Here is a 22980-nt window from a genome sequence, read left to right as displayed (position 1 = left end):
ATGGAATTTCTTTTGAATATATCAATACATTCTTGCATTAGCTCAAGAAATACTGATGCTCTGAAGACTGTGATAGTGCGAGTTTTATCCGTATCATCTCGGAATATCTCTATGGCAAGCTCGTCGTCTCTATAAATTTCGACGCCGATGCCACCTCTTGGGTTTACGTCGCTAGCCACTACAACTCTATCTTTTGGTTGAGGCATCAATACTCCATTGACACATAACCCCCAAAAGACGAGTCGGAACGGAGGTGCCAATTTTGTAGTTCACAAAATTGAGAACCGCAGTGGAGGTCCGGCCAGCTATCTGGCTTTACGTAGTTTTGTTTGCTATGCATTTTTGCATTTATATACTTGGTTTAAATTGAGTTTTAGCTACCAACTAAAGAAAGAGGCAATGCAAGAACAAGAATATAAACAGCTTTTGGATACCTGAAACCCACCCCCCCCCGCGAAAATACCAACAAGAAGAGCTGCGATGTATTGAAGAGTAACTGATTCCGTTGAATTACCTGCTACTAGATATGAAAACATAAAAATCACAACAATGGACAATAGTGCGTAGCAAACTCTCTCCTTCTGTGAATATTCACTATTCCTTTTCTTCAATCCTTTAAACATATCCGTAAAACCCTATTCATGTATAACGCCTCAATAACCGGCAGCTGGAACGAAGCGAAGCGCAGTGTAAGCTGTCCGGCGCCGAAGGCGCGTAGTTGATTGATTTGGTACGCCCAGCATGGGCGTGAACTAATGGGGTGAAAGTCCCCTGTAGGAAGATCACCGTTTAATGGACTTCATTAAATGCTAACTACTAGCGAATGGCAACTGCAATACCGTGAGGTCTTGTGGGGAGGAAGCCGCTAGCAAAACTACGAGCTGACGGACAGAAACATCATATAAGGCTTAGCCTGGAGGCGAGGTGGCCAAGGACACCGAAGCCATGTGATCTAACGGGTAGAGTAAATGATGCAGTTGTGTAGTGAATGTTCACGTTCTTATCTGGGGAGATCTGTTCAACCTGCTGCTGTAAAGCTGTCAGCGTGGCCGCTGACTCATAAGTAGGCCCAGCCCGCTAGCCACCATCGCGGGGGTAAACAAAATTGGTGGAACACAGCAGCGCCTCGGCCAGTAATGGCCAAGGTGATTGAACAGAAGTCAGCCGACGGCATAGTAGCCTAATGCCAAGATTAATACCTTGGATACGGTGAAGGCCTGAACCCAAAATCCACGAGTTAAAAGACAGGGCTAGCCTACTGATATGTTTCCAGTCGGTTAAAGTTGATGTAGCGCACTGCCATGACACTCGACTCAAATGAAGATCTGCTCGAGACTATCGTTGGGTAGAGCTTCATTACGGATAGGGAACCGCCCATTGCGGACCCGCACGATGGGTGGTGTGGGGACCGGTAGTTAAAAGCTACCGGCTACCTGATTTAGCCATTCAATAATGGAACAACTGTGTTATTAAGGAACTTTGTTCCTTTTTCAGTATGAAGCCAAATTAAGCCACCTAAATTCAAAAAGACAGTTACCCAATAAACACTTTTAAATTCTTTTTTACTCGACTTGTGACGTAACTTGTTTTGAGCAAAGTAAGCACCAGGCCAACCACCAAATGTAGAAAACAAATGTAATGTACTTTCTTTTGTTCTCCAACGCCCATTTTGAGCAGCGGACTTATCAATTGCGTAAGCGATAAATGTTATTAAACTCATTGCAACATACAAGCCAGCAACGATTAACGGTAATTTACCGACAACGATCGATGTCGAAAGGCCAATACAAAAAACTATTATAAAAGGTACACCAAAGTTGCCACCACCGTTAGCTTTGCTTCGATTACTTGAAGATTCAGTATCTCGAGCAAATTTGATATTTGTAGCTTTAAACCGATTACTATTTTCTCTGACTAGTTCGTAGATGATGACTTCACCATTAATAGGCCTACGTGAACGAGGCTTAAAAGCTTTAATGTGAACAAAAGCACGATCGCCTCCACCATTAGGCTCAACAAAACCGAAGCCTTTATCATCATTCCAATTTACTACTTTACCTTGAAGCTGCATGCTCCCTCTCGAACCTGATGGCTAACGCCCGTACCTACGCTTGGTACGCCCAGCATGGGCGTGAACTAATGGGGTGAAAGTCCTCTGTAGGAAGATCACCGTTTAATGAGTCCCATTAAATGCTAACTACTAGCGAATGGCAACTGCAACACCGTGAGGTCTTGTGGGGAGGAAGTCGCTAGCAAAACTAGGAACTGACGGACAGAAACATCATATAAGGCTTAGCCTGAAAGTGAGGCGGCCAAGGACACCGAAGCCGGGTGATCTAACGGGTAAAGTAAATGACGCAGTTGTGTAGTGAAAGTTCACCTTCTTATCTGGGGGGACCTGTTTAGCTTGCTGCTATGAAGCTGTTAACGTGGCCGCTGACTCATAAGTAGGCCCAACCCACTAGCCACCATCGAGGGGTAGACAAGAGTGGTGGGACACAGCAGCGCCTCGGTCAGTAATGATCAAGGTGATTAAACAGAAGTCAGCCGACGGCGTAGTAGCCAAATGCCAAGATTAATACCTTGGACAGGGTGAAGGCCTGAACCCAAAATCCACGAGTTAAAAGACAGGGCTATCCTACCGATATGTTTCCAGTCGGGTAAGTTGAGGTAGCGTACTGCCATGACACGCAACTCAAATGAAGAGCTGCTCGACGCTATCGTTGGGTAGAGATTCATTGCGGATAGGGAACCGCCCATAGCGGACCTGCATGATGGGTGATGTGAGGGCCGGTAGCTAAAAACTACCGGCTACCCGATTTAGCACTGTTATTTGCACGGTATAGCAAAATCAACATGGTAGTGTTCATCATGCCTGACCCACGACCGTTTTTTGGAAAACTGGATATATTCCTTCAAATACTGCGCATACTTTGTCTTATATAAATTTGGCTGTAATTTTGGGTCGAAAATCACTCGCCATAAATCATGCCCATGTTCCTTGGCTTGTTTGTGTAAAGCTACAACATGAGCTGCAATCGCTTCGTAATCAATGTACATGCCATCATAATGATCATTAGCATCAAACTCGATATTGTAACCCAACTTATTTAATGCGTTTGTTGGCAAATGGACTGATTTTCCATTCTTATCCTTTACTGGAGTCATGAAATCAACTGAAAGTCCATTTCTGTGGGTTTTATGAGGCTTGAATTGGCCACCATCCTTAAATCCTGTTTCTGCGTATTTGTAGACCTTTGTTGGCTGTTCAGTTTCTAAGTCTTTATATGCAGATACTATGATATCTCTTACTTCTGAATGAACGTAGGTACGACCAGTCAATCTCGCTATAGTGCTATAGCCTACGTAGTTTTCCCCTTCGGATGGCAGTTTCACTCCATTAGTAAGGCTGCCATTGGAAGTCGTCCCAAAGCATGTGCTGGTTTCAGCCAAAGCTATCAGCGGAAACAAAAATGTAATTAATAAAAGATACTTTATGTTCATGTGGTGCTATCGCCTTGCGAGGGGGCGAAGTGCGCAGCACTTTGTCCCGCTTGCGCAATTTGTTATGACAGGGAGCCAATTCATGGCACGAGCTTATAGTCATTGCCGAATTCTTTTGTTTTAAACAAGCGGAATTGCACATTAGTTAGATCGAGGTAAGGGAAGCGGCTAGCGTACTCTTTGACCTGATCATCGAATGCCTCCCTACCATCTGAGTGATACCGCCATAATGTTGGACCATAAGCGCAATCTAGGTAAAAGTTGCCAATAAAAACGGCCTCGCCCGGCTTAACTGTGAATGTACCACCAACGGGTTTGCCAGCAGAATACAGTTTATCTCGTTGCGCCGTAAGAAAACCTACATTGGATACAGACTTTGCTGCCTTGATGCTAAAGGCGCTGATCGCATATTCTCCGGGCTCTAGAGAGTAAGCATAATTTGTAAACACTGGATCAACAGCCAAGCGTGAAGGGCTATGCAGTACAAGGGCTGGCTCGGCTTCATTATTGATAGAGCTCATTGGTAGCTTATCGAATGCCATGCTAATGAGTTGCGCATTTTCATAGCCTCCACAGTCCCACCAACGCCCCCAGTTTACGTCTAGCAGGACAACACCATTTGTTACTTTGGTGGCGTGATAATAGTCCTCTGTTAAGACACTAGAAGCTTTAAACTTTATCGGCTCAGTGACACCCGCGCACGCAGTCAGCACGACAGACATTGCAATTAGGGTATATTTCTTGGTGATCATTCTTCGATCCCTGTGGAGTCATAACGCCGCTAGTAAAGGCGCCGCGGATGCGGTGTCCAATAGAGCGTAGCGTAATGTTTTTGCCTAGCCTTGGTACGCTCAGCATGGGCGTGAACTAATGGGGTGAAAGTCCCCTGTAGGAAGATCATAATGGCCTCCATTAAATGCTAACTACTAGCGAATGGCAACTGCAATACCGTGAGGTCTTGTGGGGAGGACGCCGCTAGCAAAACTACGAGCTGACGGACAGAAACATCATATAAGGCTTAGCCTGGAGGCGGGGTGGCCAAGGATACCGAAGCCATGTGATCTAAAGGGTAGGGTAAATCATACAGTTGTGTAGTGAAAGTTCACGCCCTTATCTGGGGAGATCTGTTTAGCTTGCTGCTATGAAGCTTTCAGGTGGTCGCTGACTCACAAATAGGTCCAATCCGCTAGCCACTATCGTGGGTTAAAAAATGTGGTTGAACACAGTAGTGATCATTGAGTAGAAATTCATTACAGATAGGGAGCTGCCCATTGTGGGCCTGCACGATGGGTGCTGTGGGGGCCGGTAGCTAGATACTACCGGCTACCCATTCAGAGCCTTACTCTTAATCCCACTCTTCTTCATAGCCATTACTCACTAAGTAGCCATTCAGAGAGTGAAAAATATACTCCATCCACTGCTCGATTCCTTCTTTCTCCAGCAGAGGGAATCCAGAACCTTGATCATCAGCAGCAACGTCTATCATTCCCCAATAGAATTGAGAAAGAGCTAATGCCTGCTCTCGATTAGAAACTACGCCTTTCTTAAGAATATCTAGTGCAGTTTCATTCTCCATCTTTTCAGCGTAGTGAATAAGGATCTCGCGTTCTTCTGGGTATTTATATTCAATCATAGTGCGTCTTGAGCCTCTTTAATTACTGACATCCGATCAGCAACCCAAGTTAACTTACTTACCAAGTCTTCAACCCTCATTCTCTTGGTGGCTACAATCAGGTAGACCTCTTATCCGGTAAGGCCTGTTTAACTTGCTGCTATGAAATTGTGTGTGGCCGCTGACTTGCAAGTAGGCCCAACCCGCTTTTCACTATCGTGGGGATAGAAGAAGTGGTGGAACACAGTAGCGCTTCTGTCAGTAATGACCAAAGTGACTAAACGGAAGTCAGCCGACGGTATAGTAGCCTAGCGCCAATATTATTACCTTGGACATGGTGAAGGCCTGGAGCCAAACTCTAAGAGTTAAAAGACAGGGCTAGCCTACCGATATGTTTCCAGCCAGGTAAAGTTGCGGTAGCGTGCTGCCATAATACTCAGTTCAACTGAAGATCTGCTCAAGACTATCGTTGAATAGAAAATCAGTACGGATAGGGAGCCGTCAATTGCGGGCCCATACGATGGGTGGTGTAGGGGCCGGTAGCTAGAAATTACCGGCTACCCGATTTAGAGTTCAGTTCTCCAGTTGGACTGAAGAAACTAAATCTTCATAACTAGGATAATTACAGTTATCGCTCCACTTATGTTTATACAATTCCGCAAGTGCTGTCGAAAGAGATAATAGTTGCATGGAATGCTCTCCACTGGCATCCACTTCCTCTTCTGTTGAAGAGGGATTATCTATTATCAACTTCATTCGATATATTTCTGACTCAGTTAGCTCGATCATGAGTGACAAATGTGAAAGGCTTAGTTCCATAATTAATTCTCGAATACGATTTCTTTAGTAAGTTCATCTAAGAGTATACAAAACTTAGTGACTGGCATATCCCAATGAGGGCGGACTGAGTAATGTGTAGCCTCATAACTTCGATTATATGAATCCTTCGTTATAACTAAGCCATGAGGGATTGCAATGTTTGGCGATAGCCTATAATAATCCCAACGAGAAACCGGTACCCCCAGCACATCAAATAATGAAACACCCCCTGAAGTACAGTTTACCCACCACTCACCATTGCTCCAGTATGTGTCTATATCAGGATTTCTAATTTTTCCATTAGAGAGCCTAAAAGACTTTAGTATAGGGTACAAAACAGGCGATCCTCGATCAGCTTTACGCTGCCCTCTCCACAAATTTACGTCTAAATTAAATTCGGAGTCAAAAAGTTCACCAAGTTCCCTCTTTTTAATAAAGAACTCTTCTTCCTTCTTGCTTTTTTTCATAAATTCAATCCATTGAATATTTGAAATTGGTTTATTCTAACGCGGTAAGTATGGGCACGCAGCGTGGACACAAAGTGCCGAGACGGATAACCAGCCGAAGCTGAATATGCCTTAACTTGGTACGCCCTGCATGAGTGTGAACTAATGAGGTGAAAGTCTACTGTAGGAAGATCACCATTTACTGGACCCTATTAAATGCTAACTATTAGCGAATGGCAACTAAGACACCATGAGGTTTTGTGAAGGGCGGTAGCTAGGAACTACTTGCTATCCGATTTAGCTATACTTCTTCAAACTCTGACTCCCCGCCAGGTGTCGGTTTAAAGTCTATATTCACATTGTCAGCAAAAGGCCATTTAATTGAAATTTGTTGTATAAAACTGCCGGTGTCACAAAAAGCAATTACACTTCCCTCAATACTCTTTTCCCAAGACATACCGTTCCAGTTTGCGAAATCATAACATCCCGCTGCCGGTCCCATTTTAACCGCTACAAAATATAAACCTTCTAGTGAAGGATTTCCGTCCTTCCATTCGATTTCTTGCATAAAACCCTACTAAAATCTTGATCTATTCTTCCGCTAATAATGTGGCTCAGCGCTTCATTTAGACCTAACTATACCTCAGTGAAAAGAACAAGCTTAAAGAGCTGATTGAGCTGTGGCGAGAGCGATTAATGGATATCAGTTGGTTTATGCGCTGCCTAAACGAATCTATTGCTCGCCAAGCCAATGCAGAAGACCGCTGTACAGGCCGCTTCTGGGAGGGGCGTTTCAAGTCTCAGGCGCTATTGGATGAAAGAGCCTTGGCTGCCTGCATGGCCTATGTCGATCTCAACCCTATCCGTGCCGGTATTGCGAAAACCCCGGAGGACTCCGATCACACTTCCATTCAGCAGCGTGTTCGCGCTGCGATCTCAGGTGAGCAGCCTAAAGAGCTACTACCGTTTGTGGGCGGCGAGCGCCTTAATATGCCGAAAGGGTTGCCCTTTCAATTGGATCACTATTTGGCGTTAGTAGACTGGAGTGGCCGGCATTTAGACCCCAAAAAGCGCGGTGTCATTTCTCAAAATGCGCCCCCTATCCTTAAGCGGCTGGGAATCTCAACAAAACTCTGGCTCTATCTTAATCGGAACTTTGAAAGCCGCTTTAAAGGCCTGGTGGGAACGGCAGAGGCTGTACGGCAAGTCTGTATTCAGCTCAATAAACGCTGGGTACACGGCATAGGCGATTGCCAACGTTTCCTTTCTGCAACGCCCCACTAATACCCTCCGAACCTTTCGATACTATTCCTTCTGGTTTTTGGCCAAAATCACTAAATTTTAAAGCTCAAACATAATTTTTTATATTTAACCTCTTCCAGCTCCAGGCAGGAGAAATGGCCGTTAAAGTGGAAGGTCCGTACTACTTTCGGTGTCATCTTTCAATCTGTGGGCGTCCTAGTGTTGGGAGCATTATGTTCTTTGGTAAGAGCTAACATGTTTGCGATACGCAGATCTAAGTTTTTGTAATTGTATATCCACTTTGTTGCGCATGTCTCCCATACTTTTATTAGCCGATATTACTAGCGAATTGGAATCACACTCACTAGAACTATCACGCTGCATGAGATTTAAGATTTTATTTGCACAATCCTCCCATTGCTTTGATATCTCGCCTAGGCAATCTGTCGTTGTTTCATAGAGGCCGTCAGGCAATAGAGCCATCGACTCTTTAATTTCTAGGAAAAATGGCCTTAGCTTACGGGGATCAATTTTTCCAGATTCAACATCGGATGGAAAATCATATCTTAGGTAGCCATCCAATCTTGTGAAAGCGACCCAGATTTTATTTATTGAATTGAAGGAATGGTCAAAATCTTTGTCTTGATATTTCTCCAGACGCTCTATTTGTGTTTTTACACGTGATAACTTTGCCTTGAAGCTTTCCCTAAATATATACATTAATAATCCAGCTATCGTCGAGGAGCTAATCATCGAAATCAGTAGATCCATATATTTTCCTTAAACATAAAAGTGTCTTCAAAAGTAACTGCATTATATCACTTGTCAATATATCCCAGGAGTGAAAAATCACCCAAAACTATTTCAATCTGTGGGTGTCCTAGTGTTGTCGGACTGGAGTGGCCGGCATTTAGATCCCAAAAAGCGTGGTGCCATTTCTCAAAACGCACCGCCTATCCTTGAGCGGCTGGGCATCTCAACAAAACACTGGCTCTATCTTAATCGGAACTTTGAAAGCCGCTTTAAAGGCCTGGTGGGATTAGCAGAGGCCGTACGGCAAGCCTGTATTCAGCTCAATAAACGCTGGGTACATGGCATAGGCGATTGCCAATGTTTCCTTTCTGCGACGCCCCACTAATTCCCTCCCAACCTTTCGATACTATTCCTTCCGGTTTGGCCCAAATCACGCAATTTTCAAACCTAAAGCATAGTTTTTAGCATTTCACCGCATCCTGCATCAGATCAGGAGAAATGGCCGTTAAGGTGGACGGCCTGTACTATTTCCGGTGTTATCTTTCAATCTATGGGCGTTCTTCAATCTGCTGTGTCATATGGTAGGTTACCTAACGGCTAAGCTTACATCATCTATGAGGCCGATCGGGTGCTCTATTCCTGTATCATCAAATTGTGCGACTACAAACCCTAAATGCTCTTCTGCAATTGTAAGTGGGACATCATTATCGACAAGGATAATTTGGCAGCCCTTCCCCTTACCCTCAAATTTTATGGATAGATCAATTAAATGTCTGTAAATATTATTGTATTTATCGGGGTCTGATGTTCCTTCTGCTGCATCAGCTTCTTTGTCGGTTTGCAAAAGATATTTTTCCTTGGTCTTCCCTAGATATTTACCTACGGTATCAATCATCAAAAATGATGGAAGGCGTATATTGTTATTTAGGCTTTCTTCTAATATCGAAGAAAAATATCCTATAGAAACAATTGTACGAAGGCCGCCGGAAGTAATTTTTTCATAATCTCGGTTTCTTACTTTTGGAAGAAGACTTGTCTCGCCTATAGAGATTCCCTCTCTATTCTTTATTTTAATATTTTTTAAATATATATTTAGGGAGTCACCAATGCGGGATAGTACAGCATTGAAGTCTGGAAATTCCTTTCTTATGTTCTCTAGTTTTTCTTTCAGTAGTCTAATGGCAGTTTCTAGTCTTTCTTCATCTTTAACAAGAAGGTTTTGTTGGTTTCGTATTTTTAGAAAGTGAGCATATTTATTTTTCTTTTCTTTTAAAGAAGAAATGGTTGAAACTATAGAGTCTCTTTCTTTGAGGTAAGGGGATACATATTTTGATGCCTCTTCATCAATCATCCCTTTTAGTAGGTTTTTATCTTTATTTCTTGCAGAAATTAACTTCTCTAGTCTTACTATTTCGTCATGCAGATTATCTTCTAAAGTTATTGTATTTTTTAGTTTTGATTTAATTGATTTAATTTCTTTATCTATAGATATACTCTCAGACACTTCTAGCTTGAGGTTTATTTTCTCCATCTCAATTTTTGTGTCACATATAGGGCAGTTTGAAGGGGTGGGGTTCTCTCTACCAATTAGATCTCCAGCTTCTCGAAGAGCTTCCAGTTTCTCTAAATCAAGAGAATAGTCATTTTTAAGGCGAGAGAATTTGTCGAGACTTTCAACGGCTCCGTCTTTTTGTGATTCAAAATAGCTTATTTCAGATAATACCTCTGTGAGGGCATTTTGATATTCGCTGTAGATGTCTGAGTCTTCAGTAATTCTAGAGTTTATGCTGCTTAGTAGTTCTTCAAGATTGCTAATTTCTTCCTCTATAGAAGTCATTTTATTGTCTGAAGATTCAGAGCTTTCAAAGTCAATTTCCCGCAAGAATTCTGAGATTGTTTTATATTTTTCTTGCGCTTTGTTTTTTTCAGATGTTTTTTCAGATATCTCTCTATGTATAGCTGATGCTTCGTCATCCAGAGCGTTGAAGATATATTTAAAGACTTCCTTCGTTAGAGAATATTTTGGCCTGTTTTGTAGGCTCAATATATTTTTGCTGCCGAGGTCATCTTGATTTACGTAGCAGTATTTAAATAAATGTCTAAAGCTAAGGCTAGACATTTTGCTCTGGTCTTTTGTGGGTGACTGCTTGATTTTGATGGAAGGATATCCTAGGCACTCATATATGAAATTTGAAAAATTATCTTCGTTATCTATCCCTCCGGAAACATTTGGAAATAATTTTCTTGGGAAAACCTCATTGATGTTCTTGTAATCAGATAAGTAAATTTCAACTTTTCTTCTCGAGTCAAAAATATCCCGTTTAATGCAGTAAACCTCTCCGCCAAGATATATTTCAAGGATTGCATGGCTTACCGATTCTTCAAGCTCGTCATATAAGTCTAAATCCGATGCGCAAAGACAGTATGATATTAATTGCAATATGCTGGATTTACCTGTTGCAGAATCTCCATATATGATATTAACGCCAGGATTAAAATTGACTCTATAGTCTTTCCTGTGGCCAGCAAGTGTGAGTGATACTACCCTAAAATGATTTTTATCCATGACGTTTTAATTCGCTCCCAATTAGCAAGTTTATTTGATTAATACTTTTGGAGCGTAGGGGTATTACATGTTTTGAAAATTCTTTAACTCGTTTAAAGTGTTCAGATCTCAAGGAGGAAAATACTTCTTGTCCGCGACTCGACAATTGATAAACAGTCTCTGTTTTTATGCTTGATACTTGTATTAAATTTGAACAAACGGCGTACTGTAGTATTTCTTTGAGTTTATGGGTCTTATACAAGCTATCAATATTTACAGATATGGTTCTAACAGAATTTATTTCATTCCTTCTCAGTTTAACTTCCTTCTTATTTAATGATCTTAAGACCCGGTTAAGAATATGTGGATTTTTCACCAGATAAAGCAATGCCTGAATTTTTCCATTATTTAAAGTTGGTTTTTTTCTAGTGTTAAGACTGGTAACACCAAGCAAAATAATTAGCTCAAGAGAGTTTAACAGAAAGTCATTGTCTAATGATAAGAATGGCAATTTATCCATATTGAGATCCTTATTCTTCTAATTTTTCCAGATCTTTGGTTTCAGACCACCATACATTCCCCTTTAGCTCATCTGCTAATTGATGAAGCATTCCTTTCTTGTGCATAACACCAATTTCATAAATTTTTGATTTAAGTGTTTTCTCATTTTCCCTAACAATCTTGTCATGAACTTCGGATAAAAACTGACCTGAATTATCGAATCCACCATGAAGATATTTAGTGTAGCTATCCTGGTATATGGTTTTTATGTTTGTATATATCTCTTGCAGATGTTTCTGGTCAAAGCTACTGGTAAAACGTTTGCTCATATATTCTGCATTCAAAAATAACTCTTTAGCATCTGTAACCGTGGATTTATGGATGTCGGCTATGAGCAATTTTATAACAAATAAAGAGTCGCTGTATTCATCTTCATTCTTTAAGGTAAGAATTTCTAATAAATCTTCCTGCACACCACCGTTAAGATAATCGTGGATATATTGGCTTACGCCTAAGAAAGTAGTGTTGTTGTTATCCTTAGGTTTAGCTATAGACTCGTGATCTTCGGGAACGGTCCTGATATCTTGCTCGATTTTATCAATTGCAATAGCACTATTTTCATCAACTATTTCGTCATATAAGCCTCGAAAATATTTGGTGGCAGGCCTCAGGTTATTTTGCTGCCAAATATTGCAAAGTTTGCTTCCATAATCACTTAATGTTTTCAGTTGTTCTAATTGAACATTGTTGGAAAGAAGCTTTGCAGGGCTGGCTAAACTTGAACCATGATGTGGAACAGCAAGAGATAAAAAAAGTTTTACTTTTGAAACTCTATTTTTCTCAATATCTATTGATATGCTGCCCTTTGTTATAAGGCCGCCCATGCTATGCGCAATCACAATGATTTCTTGATACTTTTGACACTTTACTTCAATTTCGGTATGCAAATGCTTTGCTAAATCTTGAATTGATACGTTCTTCTTTGTAGTAGATACAGGTCTACTTAATATTTTATTTAAAAATTTCTTTACTCTTCCTGCTTGCTCAGTGATATTAAAGAATTTTGAATAGTAATTAAAATAGGCTATATCAAAATTGTCATTTATAGTCTGATCTTGAGAAAGTAGACCGGGGAAGGTTGTCCCATTGCTATTCTTCCATGTATTTTCACTTCCCGTAAGTCCGTGAATAAATAATATAAGGCGACGCTTATGGTCTTGTGTGAAAAACTCTATCATTTTTCCTGTGCATCCATCTGATATTGTTCAGTGACTAGATATTCATAATCTTCTATTTTCATTCATTTACCCGCCTTTTGACTTCATTTAGTTACAACCTAATGTTACCTCCACAAAGTAGCATTCAGGTAAGAAACTAGCCTTTGTGTTCTAATCGAGATACTCAATCATTGGAGTCTATAACGCCAACACAAAAGGGCGGAGTATCAGTAACATTCAATTCGAAGGGTGGTTTTTGATGTTTTGTTTAAGTACTAGCCTACGTACGTTCTTTAACCTTGAAATATCTACCCCGAAACCAGATATGCAGGTATTCAGAATCAACTCTGACCTGAATACTAGGAATAGGAGAACTGCACACTCTGAGCCCGCGGAGCCTAGCATAGGCATGCCCTCCCATGCTTAAAGCGAATACGGACATCTTGCTTACGGTGAGTACATTCATACCAGATGGTTTGATTCTGAGACCAGGAAAATGGGCTTCCCGAGATGGCTGTTTTAAGCACGATGTCCTTATTACAATAGATGCACTTCATAGAGAGTACTTAATACTGAGGTTTGTGGCGGGCAGAGTACAGCTTTGGCTGCCCTATAAAGGTGTTTTTCGGCCAATCTCTTCCAGATCCGAACTTGCTACATCGATTGCAAACATAATCGCCTGTGGCGGACCCGCGATAATACTCCTTTGATAAACTTGAATGATCGCAGTCAGTAGCGTCTCTCTTTTTTATATCACCAATTTTAATGTTTGGCATAGTTTATCCTTAAGGCAACACAATCTTTATATGGTTGTCATTCTGCCCACTATTATCATAATTGTTGCCTTAAAATCAATTTCCACCTCAAAGCAAAAAAAAATTATTTTAAATTGTGGGTTTAAAATATTTTGGCACGGCCGTACAAAGCTACAAAAATTAATACTTTGACTTCTGTCAAGGGTTTCACGCTAACCTGTAAGTTATTGATTTAATTTGATTTTTTCTATATATCTTATGGATTCCAATATAACAGTCAAAATTATCATAAATCCCCAAGCTAGCACTTGTTAACTTTTGTAGGCTAGTGATAGTTTGATGAAAGGTGACGAGGCAGGGGTGTGTACACAAAATTCTTGTAAAAGTTACTTTCCTTCAGTCAGTGAACGCTTCAAGTACCTACGGCAAAACTAAAGCTAAATGAAAAACATTTGGCAAAGAGTGTTTTTACTGAGTAAGAGTATGTTCTCATAAGAGCATATCAGCCAATGTATTCACAATACGATAAGGCCCGTCAATACGTCGGCACCCGCTCGTCCCCTTATGAGTCTTTAAATGCTCAGAACACTCTTTGAAAGATCTGTGCTCTCCAAGTGGTTTGGAATTCTCTGTGTTCACATAATGAACCCATGTTTCATCACTACCTGATAGGTAATCCCAAGTTGAAGTCACAGCTATAACGGAAAGCATGGAAACAAGTGTGATAAATTTTATTTTTCTATTAATGGAATTCAGAATACTTGTATTCTAAATGCTGTACGTAGAGGTGGTTAAAATTCAGTGTAGATTTCCCTTACTTTCAAAATCTTGCCGTCGCGGCTTACTAAAAGTTACCATCAGCAAGCTCCCCATTAAGAACCAGAAAGCGTAAAACGAAATTTTCCCCGATTTCAGCGAACAGCTCCTGGGTAAGCTCAAAATTCCAAAAAATTGTAGCTTCATAGTCATGGCGAGTGAAGAGTGTTTCTCTTCGCTACCCTTTACCTTAGCTATTTGAATTTGAAATATCGTACAGAGCCGACCTAAAGCTGTCTTCGCTTACCCTTTATATAGTGTGCGATCCCCTACATTGAGGGCTCTCCTCAGATTCTAGTTAATGTATTCAAAAGCTGCTGCAATTATATTGCCCATCAACATATTTCAATTTGTAAAAAATATAGGCACAAAAATAATCTTATTAGATTTTATTAGGATTGTTTTAGTGTCAAAGCCACGTAAAATCGATAGATATTTATTGGTAGTTTGGTTGCGGTTAAGAAGCTATCTAAAGGCAACAATCAAAGCAGCTCGGTTCAAGAGTATCGAGAGAATCAAGAACCCAAGAATCTTCTTAAAACCAACCCCTCAAAGGAGAACGGTAGCGTGAAGTAAGAATAAGTAAAAGGCGCTGACCCAAGGTGCTGGAACACCTGGGGCCAGCTAACCAAATTGATACGATACCTATCAAGATGGCTATATGCATAGTACGCTAGAAACCCGCTCGTCTTCAATAAAGTGGAGGACAATCAGCGGCTTGGAGAGATTCCCCAAGCCCTGGGGGCGTTGCGTCTGCCTTTTCTTTTTCTATGCCTACCGTTCTCGCGCACCTCCTCGTAGTTACTCAAAACATTTCTATTCAAGCTTTCCCATTATGGAAGGTCTATCCATGGTTTGAGTATCAGTAGGAAACCAATATGTTGATCTTAAAGCGCCGCACAGGCGAGAACTTACGGATTGGAGCGAATGTCTCAATCACCGTATTGGAAGTTAAGGGCAATCAGGTAAAGGTAGGAATAATTGCTCCAAAATCCCTGCCCGTACACCGCGAGGAGATTTTTAGGCGGATCAAAAGGGAAGGAAATATGGGCATTGGAAATCGTTGAGAATCTGATTGGGATTGTGGCGTGTCGCCATGAACGGGTGGTGTTGCTATGAAAGCGCTAACTACTGTTAGTTAGCGCTTTCAGTCGAGCCTTTCGCTGCGGATAGAGACAGGTTAAGCTCGGAAGTGATCTGTATTAGTGATGTTTATGCTTAAATCCAGCTTCAAACTTTTCTGCTAATTTAAAGTAGTGATTCAGATCCTTGCGGGTTTTTTCTGGGCGGTTGTTTTCGGAGTTAATGTGGATGTTCTCCACAACAACAGCGATGTCTTTTGCAAGCTTCTGTCTTTCACCTTTCAGGTTTTCAGCGAAATACTCAACACTTTTTTCGAGGGTGTAGGTGATGACATGAATCTGGTGAAGCTCAGCAGGGTTCAGCTTTTGCTTGCTTTTAATTTCTGCTGTTTTCTCAATGAAAATCTTCTTGGCATCCTTCATAGAAGTAACGTCCGCTACTTTGAGATGTTGGATGGGCTTTTCGTCTGATGCGGGGCTAGCTTGAGCAGTGGTAGCAAAAGTAACAGCAAAAAGTAACGCAATTAAAGTTCTCATTTTTCCTCTCTAACGCCCAAACGCTAAGGGTTGATAAGGCATTGATCGGGCGAAGTGAATGCCTAACATTTATCAGTGATCATTTTGACCACTTTGATCGCTATCGTAAATGAGGATAACTATCATTAACATTCATGATACAGGAATTTTTAGGTGCTCAAAACACTTCGCGTAAAAATTGCTATCAAGCTGATCGAAATTTGTAAGGAATAAGAAAATTGAATCTGGAAAGGATGCGCAGGGGAGGGGCAACGGAGGTTTTTAGCCCGGAAGAGGCGCCCCCGTGTTATGGAATTCGATCTGTTAACCCTCTCTTCGCGGTAGCAAAGAGAAGGTTACTTATAGGATGAGTCGGTTAGTTCGGGTTTATTGAGACCGGCTTCACAAATTAATTGGTACGGAGGCTAGGAAATCTCTCCCAGTACATCAACCATCGCCGAAGTTAATTGGCTGAGGTCTTCCTTCGAAATCACATAGGGCGGCATGGCGTAGACCAGTTTGCCGAAGGGGCGCAGCCAAACTCCGCGTTCGATTAAAGCTTCCTGCACGTTGGCCGTATTTACCGGCTCGCGCATTTCCACCACGCCAATTGCTCCTAGGGCTCGAACATCGGCGACACCCGGTGCAGATTTTAATGGGGCTAGCCGTTCGGTCAGCTGTTGCTCGATTGCGGTTACTCGCTCCTGCCAAGGGCTGTTGAGTAACAATTGGATGCTGGCGTTAGCGACGGAACAAGCCAGGGGGTTGCCCATAAAAGTGGGGCCGTGCATAAACACACCGGCTTCCCCGCTGCAAATACCTTCGGCTACTTTATCGGTACAGAGGGCGGCAGCCAGGGTCATGGTGCCGCCGGTGAGGGCTTTGCCCAGTGTGAGGATATCGGGGGTGATACTAGCGTGCTCACAGGCAAACATTTTGACGCTGCGACCAAAGCCGGTGGCGATTTCATCGGCGATTAATAGCAGGTCGTGCTCGTCACAGAGCTCGCGTACACGGCGCAAATAATCGGCAGAATAAAAACGCATGCCGCCAGCGCCCTGGACGATCGGCTCTAAAATAATTGCGGCCAGTTGATCGCGGTTTTCTTCCACTTGCTGGCGCAGTTCGGCGATATCACTGTCACTACAGGTGTTGCCAAAGGGGACCTGTGGAGCGGGGGCGAACAGGTGCTGGCTCAGCTGCCCTGCAAACAGGTGATGCATTCCGGTGACCGGGTCACAGGTGGCCATGGCTCCGAATGTATCGCCGTGGTAACCGTTGCGCAGGGCGAGCAGTTTGCTCTTTTGCGGTTTTCCCTGGGAGTGCCAGTATTGAATGGCCATCTTGATAGCCACTTCCACAGACACTGAACCGGAGTCAGCCAGAAATACCCGGTTGAGGCCGGGTGGAGTGATTTCCACTAATTTCTTGCACAGCTCGATTGCGGGCTCGTGAGTTAAACCCCCGAACATCACGTGGGACATCTTGTCCATCTGTTCGTGCATAGCCTGGTTTAGCTCGGGCACATTGTATCCGTGCAGGGCACTCCACCAGGAGGACATACCGTCGATCAGGCCGCGCCCGTCTTCCAGGTAAAGTCTTACCCCCTCGGCCCGCGCTACCGGGTACACCGGCGGCGGGTCGATCAGGGAGGAGTAGGGGTGCCAAATATGTTTGCGATCGAAATCCAGGTCCATAAAAACTACATCTTTATTCTCAAGAGCCGACATTCATCAGTTAGGCCAGTTCGCGCAGTACTCTGAGCGGGGGCTGGCTGATCGAGCTGTAACAGGCCAGGGTACCGGCGGTGCCAACCAGTACTGCACCGGTGAGTGGCCCGGTTAGCCAAAGGACTGGGTGCAATATCACCGGCAGTTCAAAGACCCAATAAGACAGCACGGCCAAGGTGGCTTCAGCACCGATAGCCGCGAGCAAACCGGCGGCAAAACCCAGCAGGCCAAATTCCAGTATCAGGCTTCTCAGCAACAAGCGCCTGCGGCCTCCCAGTGTGCGGATAATTGCCGCTTCCTGCAATCGCTCGGCGATACTGGCGCGCACCCCGGCAATTAATACCAGGACCCCGGCAACCAGCATCAGAGCCATAACCGATTCGATAGCAAAGGACACCTGGTTAATGGTGTCGCGGATACGCTGGATGATCTTATCCAGCTCTATCACGCTGACGCTGGGAAAGGCGCGAACCAGATCGTTGACCAGCAACTTGTCCTCCGGTGGGAGGTAAAAACTGGTGATATAGGTAGCCGGGAAATCATCGATAGTGCCCGGTGCAAATATCATATAGAAGTTGGGGCGCATGCTGTTCCAGTCCAGCGAGCGGAAGCTGGCTACCGGGGCTTCTACTTCCAGTCCGCCGATAGAGAAGCGCAATTGATCTCCCAGTGACAGTTCCAGCTGGGCTGCCAGCTCCACTTCTACGGAAACACCTTCGCTGGCTTTGTCCCACCACTCGCCTTCCAAGATGCGGTTGTCCGGTGCGAGAGTGTCGGTGTAGCTCAGGTTTAACTCCCGGCGAACGCCGCCGGGACGATCTTTTTTCTCTTTAATCGAGACGCCGTTAATCGCTACCAAACGGCCGCGCACCATGGGGTAAAACTCGGTGCTGCTTACCTCGCCCTCTGCCAGCATATTTTCCATGGTTGGAACGTCGTGGGGTGCGATATTCAGGAGGAAGTGATTGGGGGCTTTTTCCGGCAATTGCATCCGCCATTCATCCACCAGGGCGGTGCGGGCAAAGACCATGGCCAGCATGGCCAATAGTCCGGTGCCAAAAGCGGCAATTAGGAGGGTGTTAAACGCGGCGCGGCGTTGCAGGCTGCCCAGGGCAATACGCCAGGCTCCCCCTAGGGAGGCCAACTTACCGCGCACCAGGAGGCGGTTAACCAGGGCGCTGCCGGCTACCAACAGGAGCATGCCGACAAACAGCGCGAGCGTCATAAGCAGGCTGCCGGAAAGCCACCAGATCAGAAGCAGCATGGCGCTGGGGCCGAGAATCAGCCCGAGCCATTCGCGTCTGTCCGGATTACTCCAGTCGTGCCGCAGGGTTTGCATCGGGTCTGTGCGGGCCAAACGGAAAAGTGGCGGCAGGGCGAAGCCCAGGGCGCAGGCGAGGCCGGTGGCGAGTCCAATTAGCAGTGGGCTCCAGCTGGTGGCCGGGGGTTGTACCGGGAAGAACCCTTCCATCAGGTTGACCGCCTGGCTCTGGATAAAGGTGCCCAGTGCGAGCCCGATAGCGGTGGCAATCAGGGTGAGGGCGGCCAGCTGTCCCAGGTAGATGCCAAGGATTTTGTTGCGCCCGGCGCCAAGGCTTTTCATTACAGCTACGTAGGCGCCGTGGCGTAGCCCGTAGCGCCTTGCTGCCAGGCCAACGGCGACGCTGGCGAGGAGAACGGCCAGGCTGGCGGCGAGAAACAGGAAGGACTCGGCTCTATCCAGGGCTGAGGCAACCCGGGGCTGGCCTTCGCGCAGGTCCAATATCCGCTGGTGCTCAGTCAATTGAGGTTTGAGCCAGTCAAAGTAATCCTTCAGGACTTGGTCATCACCGGCAAACAGGTAGCGGTAGCGCACACGGCTGCCGGGCTGGATCACACCTGCGGCGGGCAGGTCGGCGGTATTGGCTAATACTCGCGCACCCATATCAAACAGGCTGGTGCCCCGGTCGGGTTCCCGCTCCAGTATGGCTGTCACTTTTAATTGGGTGTCGCCGAGGGCGATAGGATCACCGAGCTGGATTCCCATCAATGGCAGAAGGCGGGACTCCACCCAGGCTTCTCCCGGGGGAGGTCCTTGCGGTGCCACTTCCCCTGGGCCTTCTGGGGACTTGCTGATTTCCAGTTGTCCCACCAGCGGATAGCCTTTATCGACGGCTTTGACCGAGACAAACTGGAACTGGTCATTGGCGGAGATCATGGATGAAAACTGGACTATCTCGGCCTGTTCCAATCCCTTTTTGTCGGCTTCCTCCAGCCATGCGCTATCCACAGGCTTACTGCTGCGCAGCACCCGCTCTGCGGCCAGGAAGGTGAGGGATTGCTGCTCCATGGCGCGGGTAAGGCGGTCGGTGAAATGGGCGATCGCAGTGACACAGGTAACAGCCAAAACCAGGGCCGAGGCAATCAGCGCCAACTCGCCACCGCGCCAGTCCCTGAACAGCAGTCTGAGTGGCAACATCAGGCGGACACCTCCGATAGGTTGTCTCCGTCGATAAGCGGAGCGTAGGTATCCACGGCACCGGCCGACATATGCAGGTGTGAGGCACAGCGCTCTGCCAGTCGCTGTTCGTGAGTCACCAGCACCAGTGTGGTGTCAGATTCTTCGTTGAGTTTAAACAGCAGGTCGATAATTTTAGCGCCGTTGCCGGCGTCGAGGCTGCCGGTGGGTTCGTCGGCAAAGAGGATGGCATCTTTGCTGCTAAAGCTGGCAAAGGCCCGGGCAATGGCCACCCGCTGTTGCTCACCGCCGGATAACTGGCGCGGGTAGTGGCGCAGTCGCTGTTCCAGGCCCACCCGGGCGAGGAACTCTTCCGCTCGCTTGGCGGCGCCCCGTTCACCGCGCAATTCGCTCGGTAGCATCACATTTTCCAGGGCGGTAAGGCCGGGCAGCAGTTGGAACGTCTGGAATACAAAGCCCACGCAGCGGGCGCGGACTGCTGCGCGCTGCTCTTCGTCCATGGCGGTGATCTCGTCGCCTGCCAGCCAGATCTTGCCTTCGGTAGGTTTGTCCAGTCCTGCCAGCAGGCCGAGCAGTGTGGACTTGCCGGAACCTGAGGCCCCTGTCACAGCGAGGCTCTCGCCACGGGCGACTTGCAGGGAGATATTGTTTAATAGGGTCAGTGGCCCTTCGCTGGTGGAGACCCTGTGATAGAGGTTTTCTGCCGTGAGAATGGCGGACATACTGTATTCCCTTTGCGGATACGCGAGATTTTTGGAGAGTATGACATGACAACAGCCTTTTTTCGGCAGTTACTGACTCGGTTCGGCTTGGTGCTGATGCTGTCGGTCCCCAATCTGGCACTGAGTGCCAACAAGCCCGGCACTCTGCTCGTATTAGGGGATAGCATAAGTGCGGCCTACGGTATCGATGAGGAGCTGGGCTGGGTCAACCTGTTGCAAGAGCGCTTGCAGGAAAAGGGACGCCCGGTGAAGGTGGTCAATGCCAGCATCAGTGGGGAGACCTCCGCAGGCGGCCTGACCCGGCTGCCGCGCCTGATGGAAGAGCACAATCCCCAGTGGCTGATTGTCGAGTTGGGGGGTAACGACGGTCTGCGCGGCTACCCACCCCAGAGTTTGCAGCGCAATTTGCAGCAGATGGTCAAGCTGGCTAAAGATTCCGGGGCCGAAGTCCTGCTGTTGGGGATGCGTATCCCACCGAACTACGGCCGCGCTTATACCGAGGCTTTTGCCGCTGTATTCCCCAAAGTGGCCAAGGCCGAAGAGGTCGCCCTGGTGCCCTTCCTGTTGGAAACCGTGGCCCTGGAGCAGGGCGCTATGCAATCCGACGGTATCCACCCCACCGCCAAGGCGCAGCCGGCCCTGCTGGATCATGTCTGGCCCTGCGTGAAGTCCCTGTTGGGGGAGAAGGCGGCTGGTGAGTCGTGTACTCCGTGATCGAAATGCGTACAATCGCGCCCCCAGGAACAGGAAAGCCTGGCTCTGGTCCCAAAGTTTAAGGTTTTGTGCCGGTACTCTGGGCCCGGTCACTGGTCGCGAATGAGTTAGAGAGACACCATGCCCGAATTGGAAAACCGCCGCGAGCGGCTCGAGTTTAATAAGCTGCAAAAGCGCCTGCGCCGCCATGTGGGCCGCGCCATCGCCGACTTCAACATGATTGAAGAGGGCGACAAGATTATGGTCTGTTTGTCCGGCGGTAAGGATTCCTATGCCATGCTGGACGTGCTGCTGAATTTGCAGAGGACAGCGCCGGTCAACTTTGAACTGGTGGCGGTCAATATGGACCAGAAACAGCCGGGCTTCCCCGAGCATATCCTGCCGGAATACCTGCAGTCCCTGGGTGTTCCCCACCATATTGTCGAGAAAGATACCTACTCGGTAGTGAAGGAAGTGGTGCCTGAGGGCAAGACCACCTGCGGGCTCTGCTCCCGTCTGCGCCGTGGCACTTTGTATGGCTTTGCTGAAGAAATTGGCGCCACCAAGGTGGCACTGGGCCATCACAAAGACGATATCGTCGAGACCCTGTTCCTGAATATGTTTTACGGTGGTCGCCTCAAGGCGATGCCGCCCAAACTGCGCGCCGACGATGGCCGCAATATCGTGATCCGTCCGCTCGCCTATTGCCGCGAAGAGGACATCGCCCAGTACGCTGAGTACAAGCAGTTTCCGATTATTCCGTGCAACCTGTGCGGCAGCCAGGAGAATCTTCAGCGCCAGGCGATCAAGCAGATGGTGCGGGAGTGGGATAAGAAATTCCCAGGCCGCAGTGAGAATATTTTCGCCGCGATTACCCGGGTGTCCCCGTCACAATTGGCGGACAGGGACCTCTACGATTTTGAGAGTCTGGAACTGGATCGCTCTACGCCGTCGGCTGTCGAGCGTCCTGACCATTCAATCCAGCGCCAGGTGAATTCTTGGGAGCCTGAGGATGCTCAGGAAGTGGAGCCCCAGTATATCGAGGCGCTGAATCTGTAGGATCTGCACCGCTGACCAGTTGCGCGTAACTGCATTCAAAGTCCCGGGGGCTGGCACTGGGTCCATGGTGAAAATGCTGATGCCAGAGGCGCGCCATATTGGCCACGTCTGAGGTTTCCTCGTCCTGGATCTTGTGGACTTCGGCCGACCTGTAAATCAGCCAGGCGATGGCTGTGGCATAACGCAGGTTGGTGGTCAGTTCGCTGTGGGGGTGATCGAGAAAATCCCGCTGGCTCGCCAGCCCCCGCACTTTTGAGGCGAGGCTTGGGTGATCGATCAGGTATTGATCCCAGATTTCCCGGTGGGTGTGGGGCTGGATTTGGTAAATACCCAGCCCGTGGCGCCGTCCCTGTTTGAGGTGGAAGCCCAATTGCGACTCCTGGGCGGCGGTTCCCAGAAGGAGATTCTCCATGCCCTGGCTCCAGGCTCTCAAGTGCTTGAGGGTTGGACGGATAACCTGGAGTCGGAGCTCGTCCAGACAAATGCCCATAGTGTTGTCTTTTTTTCTGT

General features: G+C 46.3%; 20 protein-coding genes. 4 read left to right on the top strand and 16 right to left on the bottom strand.

The features are described from left to right. Positions 1-1438 precede the first annotated feature (1438 nt). The 7 genes from ACYX4J_RS16055 to ACYX4J_RS16025 form a co-directional block, all read right to left on the bottom strand. Positions 1439-2071 (bottom strand): DUF1294 domain-containing protein, encoded by a 633-nt coding sequence (locus ACYX4J_RS16055; RefSeq protein ID WP_444915794.1) that lies wholly within the window; start codon positions 2069-2071, stop codon positions 1439-1441. A 758-nt stretch (positions 2072-2829) separates the two neighbouring features. Then, positions 2830-3504, bottom strand: coding sequence for a penicillin-insensitive murein endopeptidase (locus tag ACYX4J_RS16050; protein WP_444915795.1), 675 nt, complete (start codon positions 3502-3504; stop codon positions 2830-2832). Positions 3505-3584: 80 nt separating this feature from the next. Then, a complete protein-coding gene (locus ACYX4J_RS16045) occupies positions 3585-4256 on the bottom strand; it encodes a hypothetical protein (protein ID WP_444915796.1) in 672 nt (223 codons plus the stop codon). A gap of 593 nt (positions 4257-4849) precedes the next feature. Next, positions 4850-5137: a hypothetical protein gene (locus tag ACYX4J_RS16040; RefSeq protein ID WP_475708520.1), complete on the bottom strand. Its 288-nt coding sequence runs from the start codon at positions 5135-5137 to the stop codon at positions 4850-4852. Positions 5138-5689: 552 nt separating this feature from the next. Continuing rightward, a complete protein-coding gene (locus ACYX4J_RS16035) occupies positions 5690-5935 on the bottom strand; it encodes a hypothetical protein (RefSeq protein ID WP_444912339.1) in 246 nt (81 codons plus the stop codon). A gap of 2 nt (positions 5936-5937) precedes the next feature. Further along, positions 5938-6402, bottom strand: coding sequence for a Tse2 family ADP-ribosyltransferase toxin (locus tag ACYX4J_RS16030; protein ID WP_476177042.1), 465 nt, complete (start codon positions 6400-6402; stop codon positions 5938-5940). A 280-nt stretch (positions 6403-6682) separates the two neighbouring features. After that, positions 6683-6949: a hypothetical protein gene (locus tag ACYX4J_RS16025; RefSeq protein WP_476177041.1), complete on the bottom strand. Its 267-nt coding sequence runs from the start codon at positions 6947-6949 to the stop codon at positions 6683-6685. Positions 6950-7077: 128 nt separating this feature from the next. On the opposite strand from ACYX4J_RS16025, the gene ACYX4J_RS16020 reads away from it, so the two are divergent. Further along, positions 7078-7665: a transposase gene (locus ACYX4J_RS16020; RefSeq protein ID WP_476177040.1), complete on the top strand. Its 588-nt coding sequence runs from the start codon at positions 7078-7080 to the stop codon at positions 7663-7665. Positions 7666-7854: 189 nt separating this feature from the next. Here ACYX4J_RS16020 and ACYX4J_RS16015 read toward each other — a convergent pair whose 3' ends face one another. The 4 genes from ACYX4J_RS16015 to ACYX4J_RS16000 all read right to left on the bottom strand — a co-directional run bounded on the left by ACYX4J_RS16015 (position 7855) and on the right by ACYX4J_RS16000 (position 12660). After that, positions 7855-8394, bottom strand: coding sequence for a hypothetical protein (locus tag ACYX4J_RS16015; RefSeq protein WP_476177039.1), 540 nt, complete (start codon positions 8392-8394; stop codon positions 7855-7857). 568 nt (positions 8395-8962) lie between these two features. Beyond that, positions 8963-10942 (bottom strand): AAA family ATPase, encoded by a 1980-nt coding sequence (locus ACYX4J_RS16010; RefSeq protein WP_476177038.1) that lies wholly within the window; start codon positions 10940-10942, stop codon positions 8963-8965. Beyond that, entirely contained in the window at positions 10935-11441 is a 507-nt protein-coding gene (locus ACYX4J_RS16005; RefSeq protein ID WP_444927006.1) for an ABC-three component system middle component 4, read from the bottom strand. The genes ACYX4J_RS16010 and ACYX4J_RS16005 overlap by 8 nt, the downstream gene beginning before the upstream one ends. Before the next feature lie 10 nt (positions 11442-11451). Next, positions 11452-12660 (bottom strand): ABC-three component system protein, encoded by a 1209-nt coding sequence (locus tag ACYX4J_RS16000; protein ID WP_444927007.1) that lies wholly within the window; start codon positions 12658-12660, stop codon positions 11452-11454. Between the two features lie 2428 nt (positions 12661-15088). Here ACYX4J_RS16000 and csrA point away from each other — a divergent pair. Beyond that, on the top strand, positions 15089-15277 hold the full coding sequence (gene csrA, locus ACYX4J_RS15995) for a carbon storage regulator CsrA (RefSeq protein ID WP_476177037.1): 189 nt from the start codon (positions 15089-15091) through the stop codon (positions 15275-15277). Positions 15278-15412: 135 nt separating this feature from the next. Here the strand turns inward: csrA and ACYX4J_RS15990 are convergent, their stop codons facing one another. The 4 genes from ACYX4J_RS15990 to ACYX4J_RS15975 all read right to left on the bottom strand — a co-directional run bounded on the left by ACYX4J_RS15990 (position 15413) and on the right by ACYX4J_RS15975 (position 20718). Further along, complete coding sequence (locus ACYX4J_RS15990) at positions 15413-15829, bottom strand: DUF6746 family protein (protein ID WP_413664776.1); 417 nt, start codon at positions 15827-15829, stop codon at positions 15413-15415. A 404-nt stretch (positions 15830-16233) separates the two neighbouring features. Continuing rightward, on the bottom strand, positions 16234-17538 hold the full coding sequence (gene bioA, locus ACYX4J_RS15985) for an adenosylmethionine--8-amino-7-oxononanoate transaminase (protein WP_476177036.1): 1305 nt from the start codon (positions 17536-17538) through the stop codon (positions 16234-16236). Positions 17539-17545: 7 nt separating this feature from the next. Continuing rightward, a complete protein-coding gene (locus ACYX4J_RS15980) occupies positions 17546-19996 on the bottom strand; it encodes an ABC transporter permease (RefSeq protein WP_476177035.1) in 2451 nt (816 codons plus the stop codon). Then, positions 19996-20718: an ABC transporter ATP-binding protein gene (locus ACYX4J_RS15975; RefSeq protein ID WP_476177034.1), complete on the bottom strand. Its 723-nt coding sequence runs from the start codon at positions 20716-20718 to the stop codon at positions 19996-19998. The genes ACYX4J_RS15980 and ACYX4J_RS15975 overlap by 1 nt, the downstream gene beginning before the upstream one ends. A gap of 45 nt (positions 20719-20763) precedes the next feature. Here ACYX4J_RS15975 and ACYX4J_RS15970 point away from each other — a divergent pair, with 45 nt between their 5' ends. Next, positions 20764-21432 (top strand): arylesterase, encoded by a 669-nt coding sequence (locus tag ACYX4J_RS15970; protein ID WP_282931664.1) that lies wholly within the window; start codon positions 20764-20766, stop codon positions 21430-21432. A gap of 120 nt (positions 21433-21552) precedes the next feature. Then, a complete protein-coding gene (ttcA, locus tag ACYX4J_RS15965) occupies positions 21553-22470 on the top strand; it encodes a tRNA 2-thiocytidine(32) synthetase TtcA (RefSeq protein WP_444912358.1) in 918 nt (305 codons plus the stop codon). On the opposite strand, the gene ACYX4J_RS15960 is transcribed toward ttcA, so the two are convergent. Beyond that, a complete protein-coding gene (locus ACYX4J_RS15960; RefSeq protein WP_445354862.1) occupies positions 22355-22882 on the bottom strand; it encodes a hypothetical protein in 528 nt (175 codons plus the stop codon). The genes ttcA and ACYX4J_RS15960 overlap by 116 nt on opposite strands. Between the last annotated feature and the right edge of the window lie 98 nt (positions 22883-22980).

The sequence above is a fragment of the Microbulbifer sp. ABM4_008 genome, from assembly GCF_056311705.1.
Note: the sequence above shows the minus strand (reverse complement) of the source record. Positions and strands in the feature narration are given on the sequence as shown.

Bases quoted from the DNA above. Each gene is read 5' to 3' on its own strand.
- ACYX4J_RS16055 (WP_444915794.1), bottom strand. From the start codon at position 2,071: ATGCAGCTTCAAGGTAAAGTAGTAAATTGGAATGATGATAAAGGCTTC.
- ACYX4J_RS16050 (WP_444915795.1), bottom strand. From the start codon at position 3,504: ATGAACATAAAGTATCTTTTATTAATTACATTTTTGTTTCCGCTGATA.
- ACYX4J_RS16045 (WP_444915796.1), bottom strand. From the start codon at position 4,256: ATGATCACCAAGAAATATACCCTAATTGCAATGTCTGTCGTGCTGACT.
- ACYX4J_RS16040 (WP_475708520.1), bottom strand. From the start codon at position 5,137: ATGATTGAATATAAATACCCAGAAGAACGCGAGATCCTTATTCACTAC.
- ACYX4J_RS16035 (WP_444912339.1), bottom strand. From the start codon at position 5,935: ATGGAACTAAGCCTTTCACATTTGTCACTCATGATCGAGCTAACTGAG.
- ACYX4J_RS16030 (WP_476177042.1), bottom strand. From the start codon at position 6,402: ATGAAAAAAAGCAAGAAGGAAGAAGAGTTCTTTATTAAAAAGAGGGAA.
- ACYX4J_RS16025 (WP_476177041.1), bottom strand. From the start codon at position 6,949: ATGCAAGAAATCGAATGGAAGGACGGAAATCCTTCACTAGAAGGTTTA.
- ACYX4J_RS16020 (WP_476177040.1), top strand. From the start codon at position 7,078: ATGGATATCAGTTGGTTTATGCGCTGCCTAAACGAATCTATTGCTCGC.
- ACYX4J_RS16015 (WP_476177039.1), bottom strand. From the start codon at position 8,394: ATGGATCTACTGATTTCGATGATTAGCTCCTCGACGATAGCTGGATTA.
- ACYX4J_RS16010 (WP_476177038.1), bottom strand. From the start codon at position 10,942: ATGGATAAAAATCATTTTAGGGTAGTATCACTCACACTTGCTGGCCAC.
- ACYX4J_RS16005 (WP_444927006.1), bottom strand. From the start codon at position 11,441: ATGGATAAATTGCCATTCTTATCATTAGACAATGACTTTCTGTTAAAC.
- ACYX4J_RS16000 (WP_444927007.1), bottom strand. From the start codon at position 12,660: ATGATAGAGTTTTTCACACAAGACCATAAGCGTCGCCTTATATTATTT.
- csrA (WP_476177037.1), top strand. From the start codon at position 15,089: ATGTTGATCTTAAAGCGCCGCACAGGCGAGAACTTACGGATTGGAGCG.
- ACYX4J_RS15990 (WP_413664776.1), bottom strand. From the start codon at position 15,829: ATGAGAACTTTAATTGCGTTACTTTTTGCTGTTACTTTTGCTACCACT.
- bioA (WP_476177036.1), bottom strand. From the start codon at position 17,538: ATGTCGGCTCTTGAGAATAAAGATGTAGTTTTTATGGACCTGGATTTC.
- ACYX4J_RS15980 (WP_476177035.1), bottom strand. From the start codon at position 19,996: ATGTTGCCACTCAGACTGCTGTTCAGGGACTGGCGCGGTGGCGAGTTG.
- ACYX4J_RS15975 (WP_476177034.1), bottom strand. From the start codon at position 20,718: ATGTCCGCCATTCTCACGGCAGAAAACCTCTATCACAGGGTCTCCACC.
- ACYX4J_RS15970 (WP_282931664.1), top strand. From the start codon at position 20,764: ATGACAACAGCCTTTTTTCGGCAGTTACTGACTCGGTTCGGCTTGGTG.
- ttcA (WP_444912358.1), top strand. From the start codon at position 21,553: ATGCCCGAATTGGAAAACCGCCGCGAGCGGCTCGAGTTTAATAAGCTG.
- ACYX4J_RS15960 (WP_445354862.1), bottom strand. From the start codon at position 22,882: ATGGAGAATCTCCTTCTGGGAACCGCCGCCCAGGAGTCGCAATTGGGC.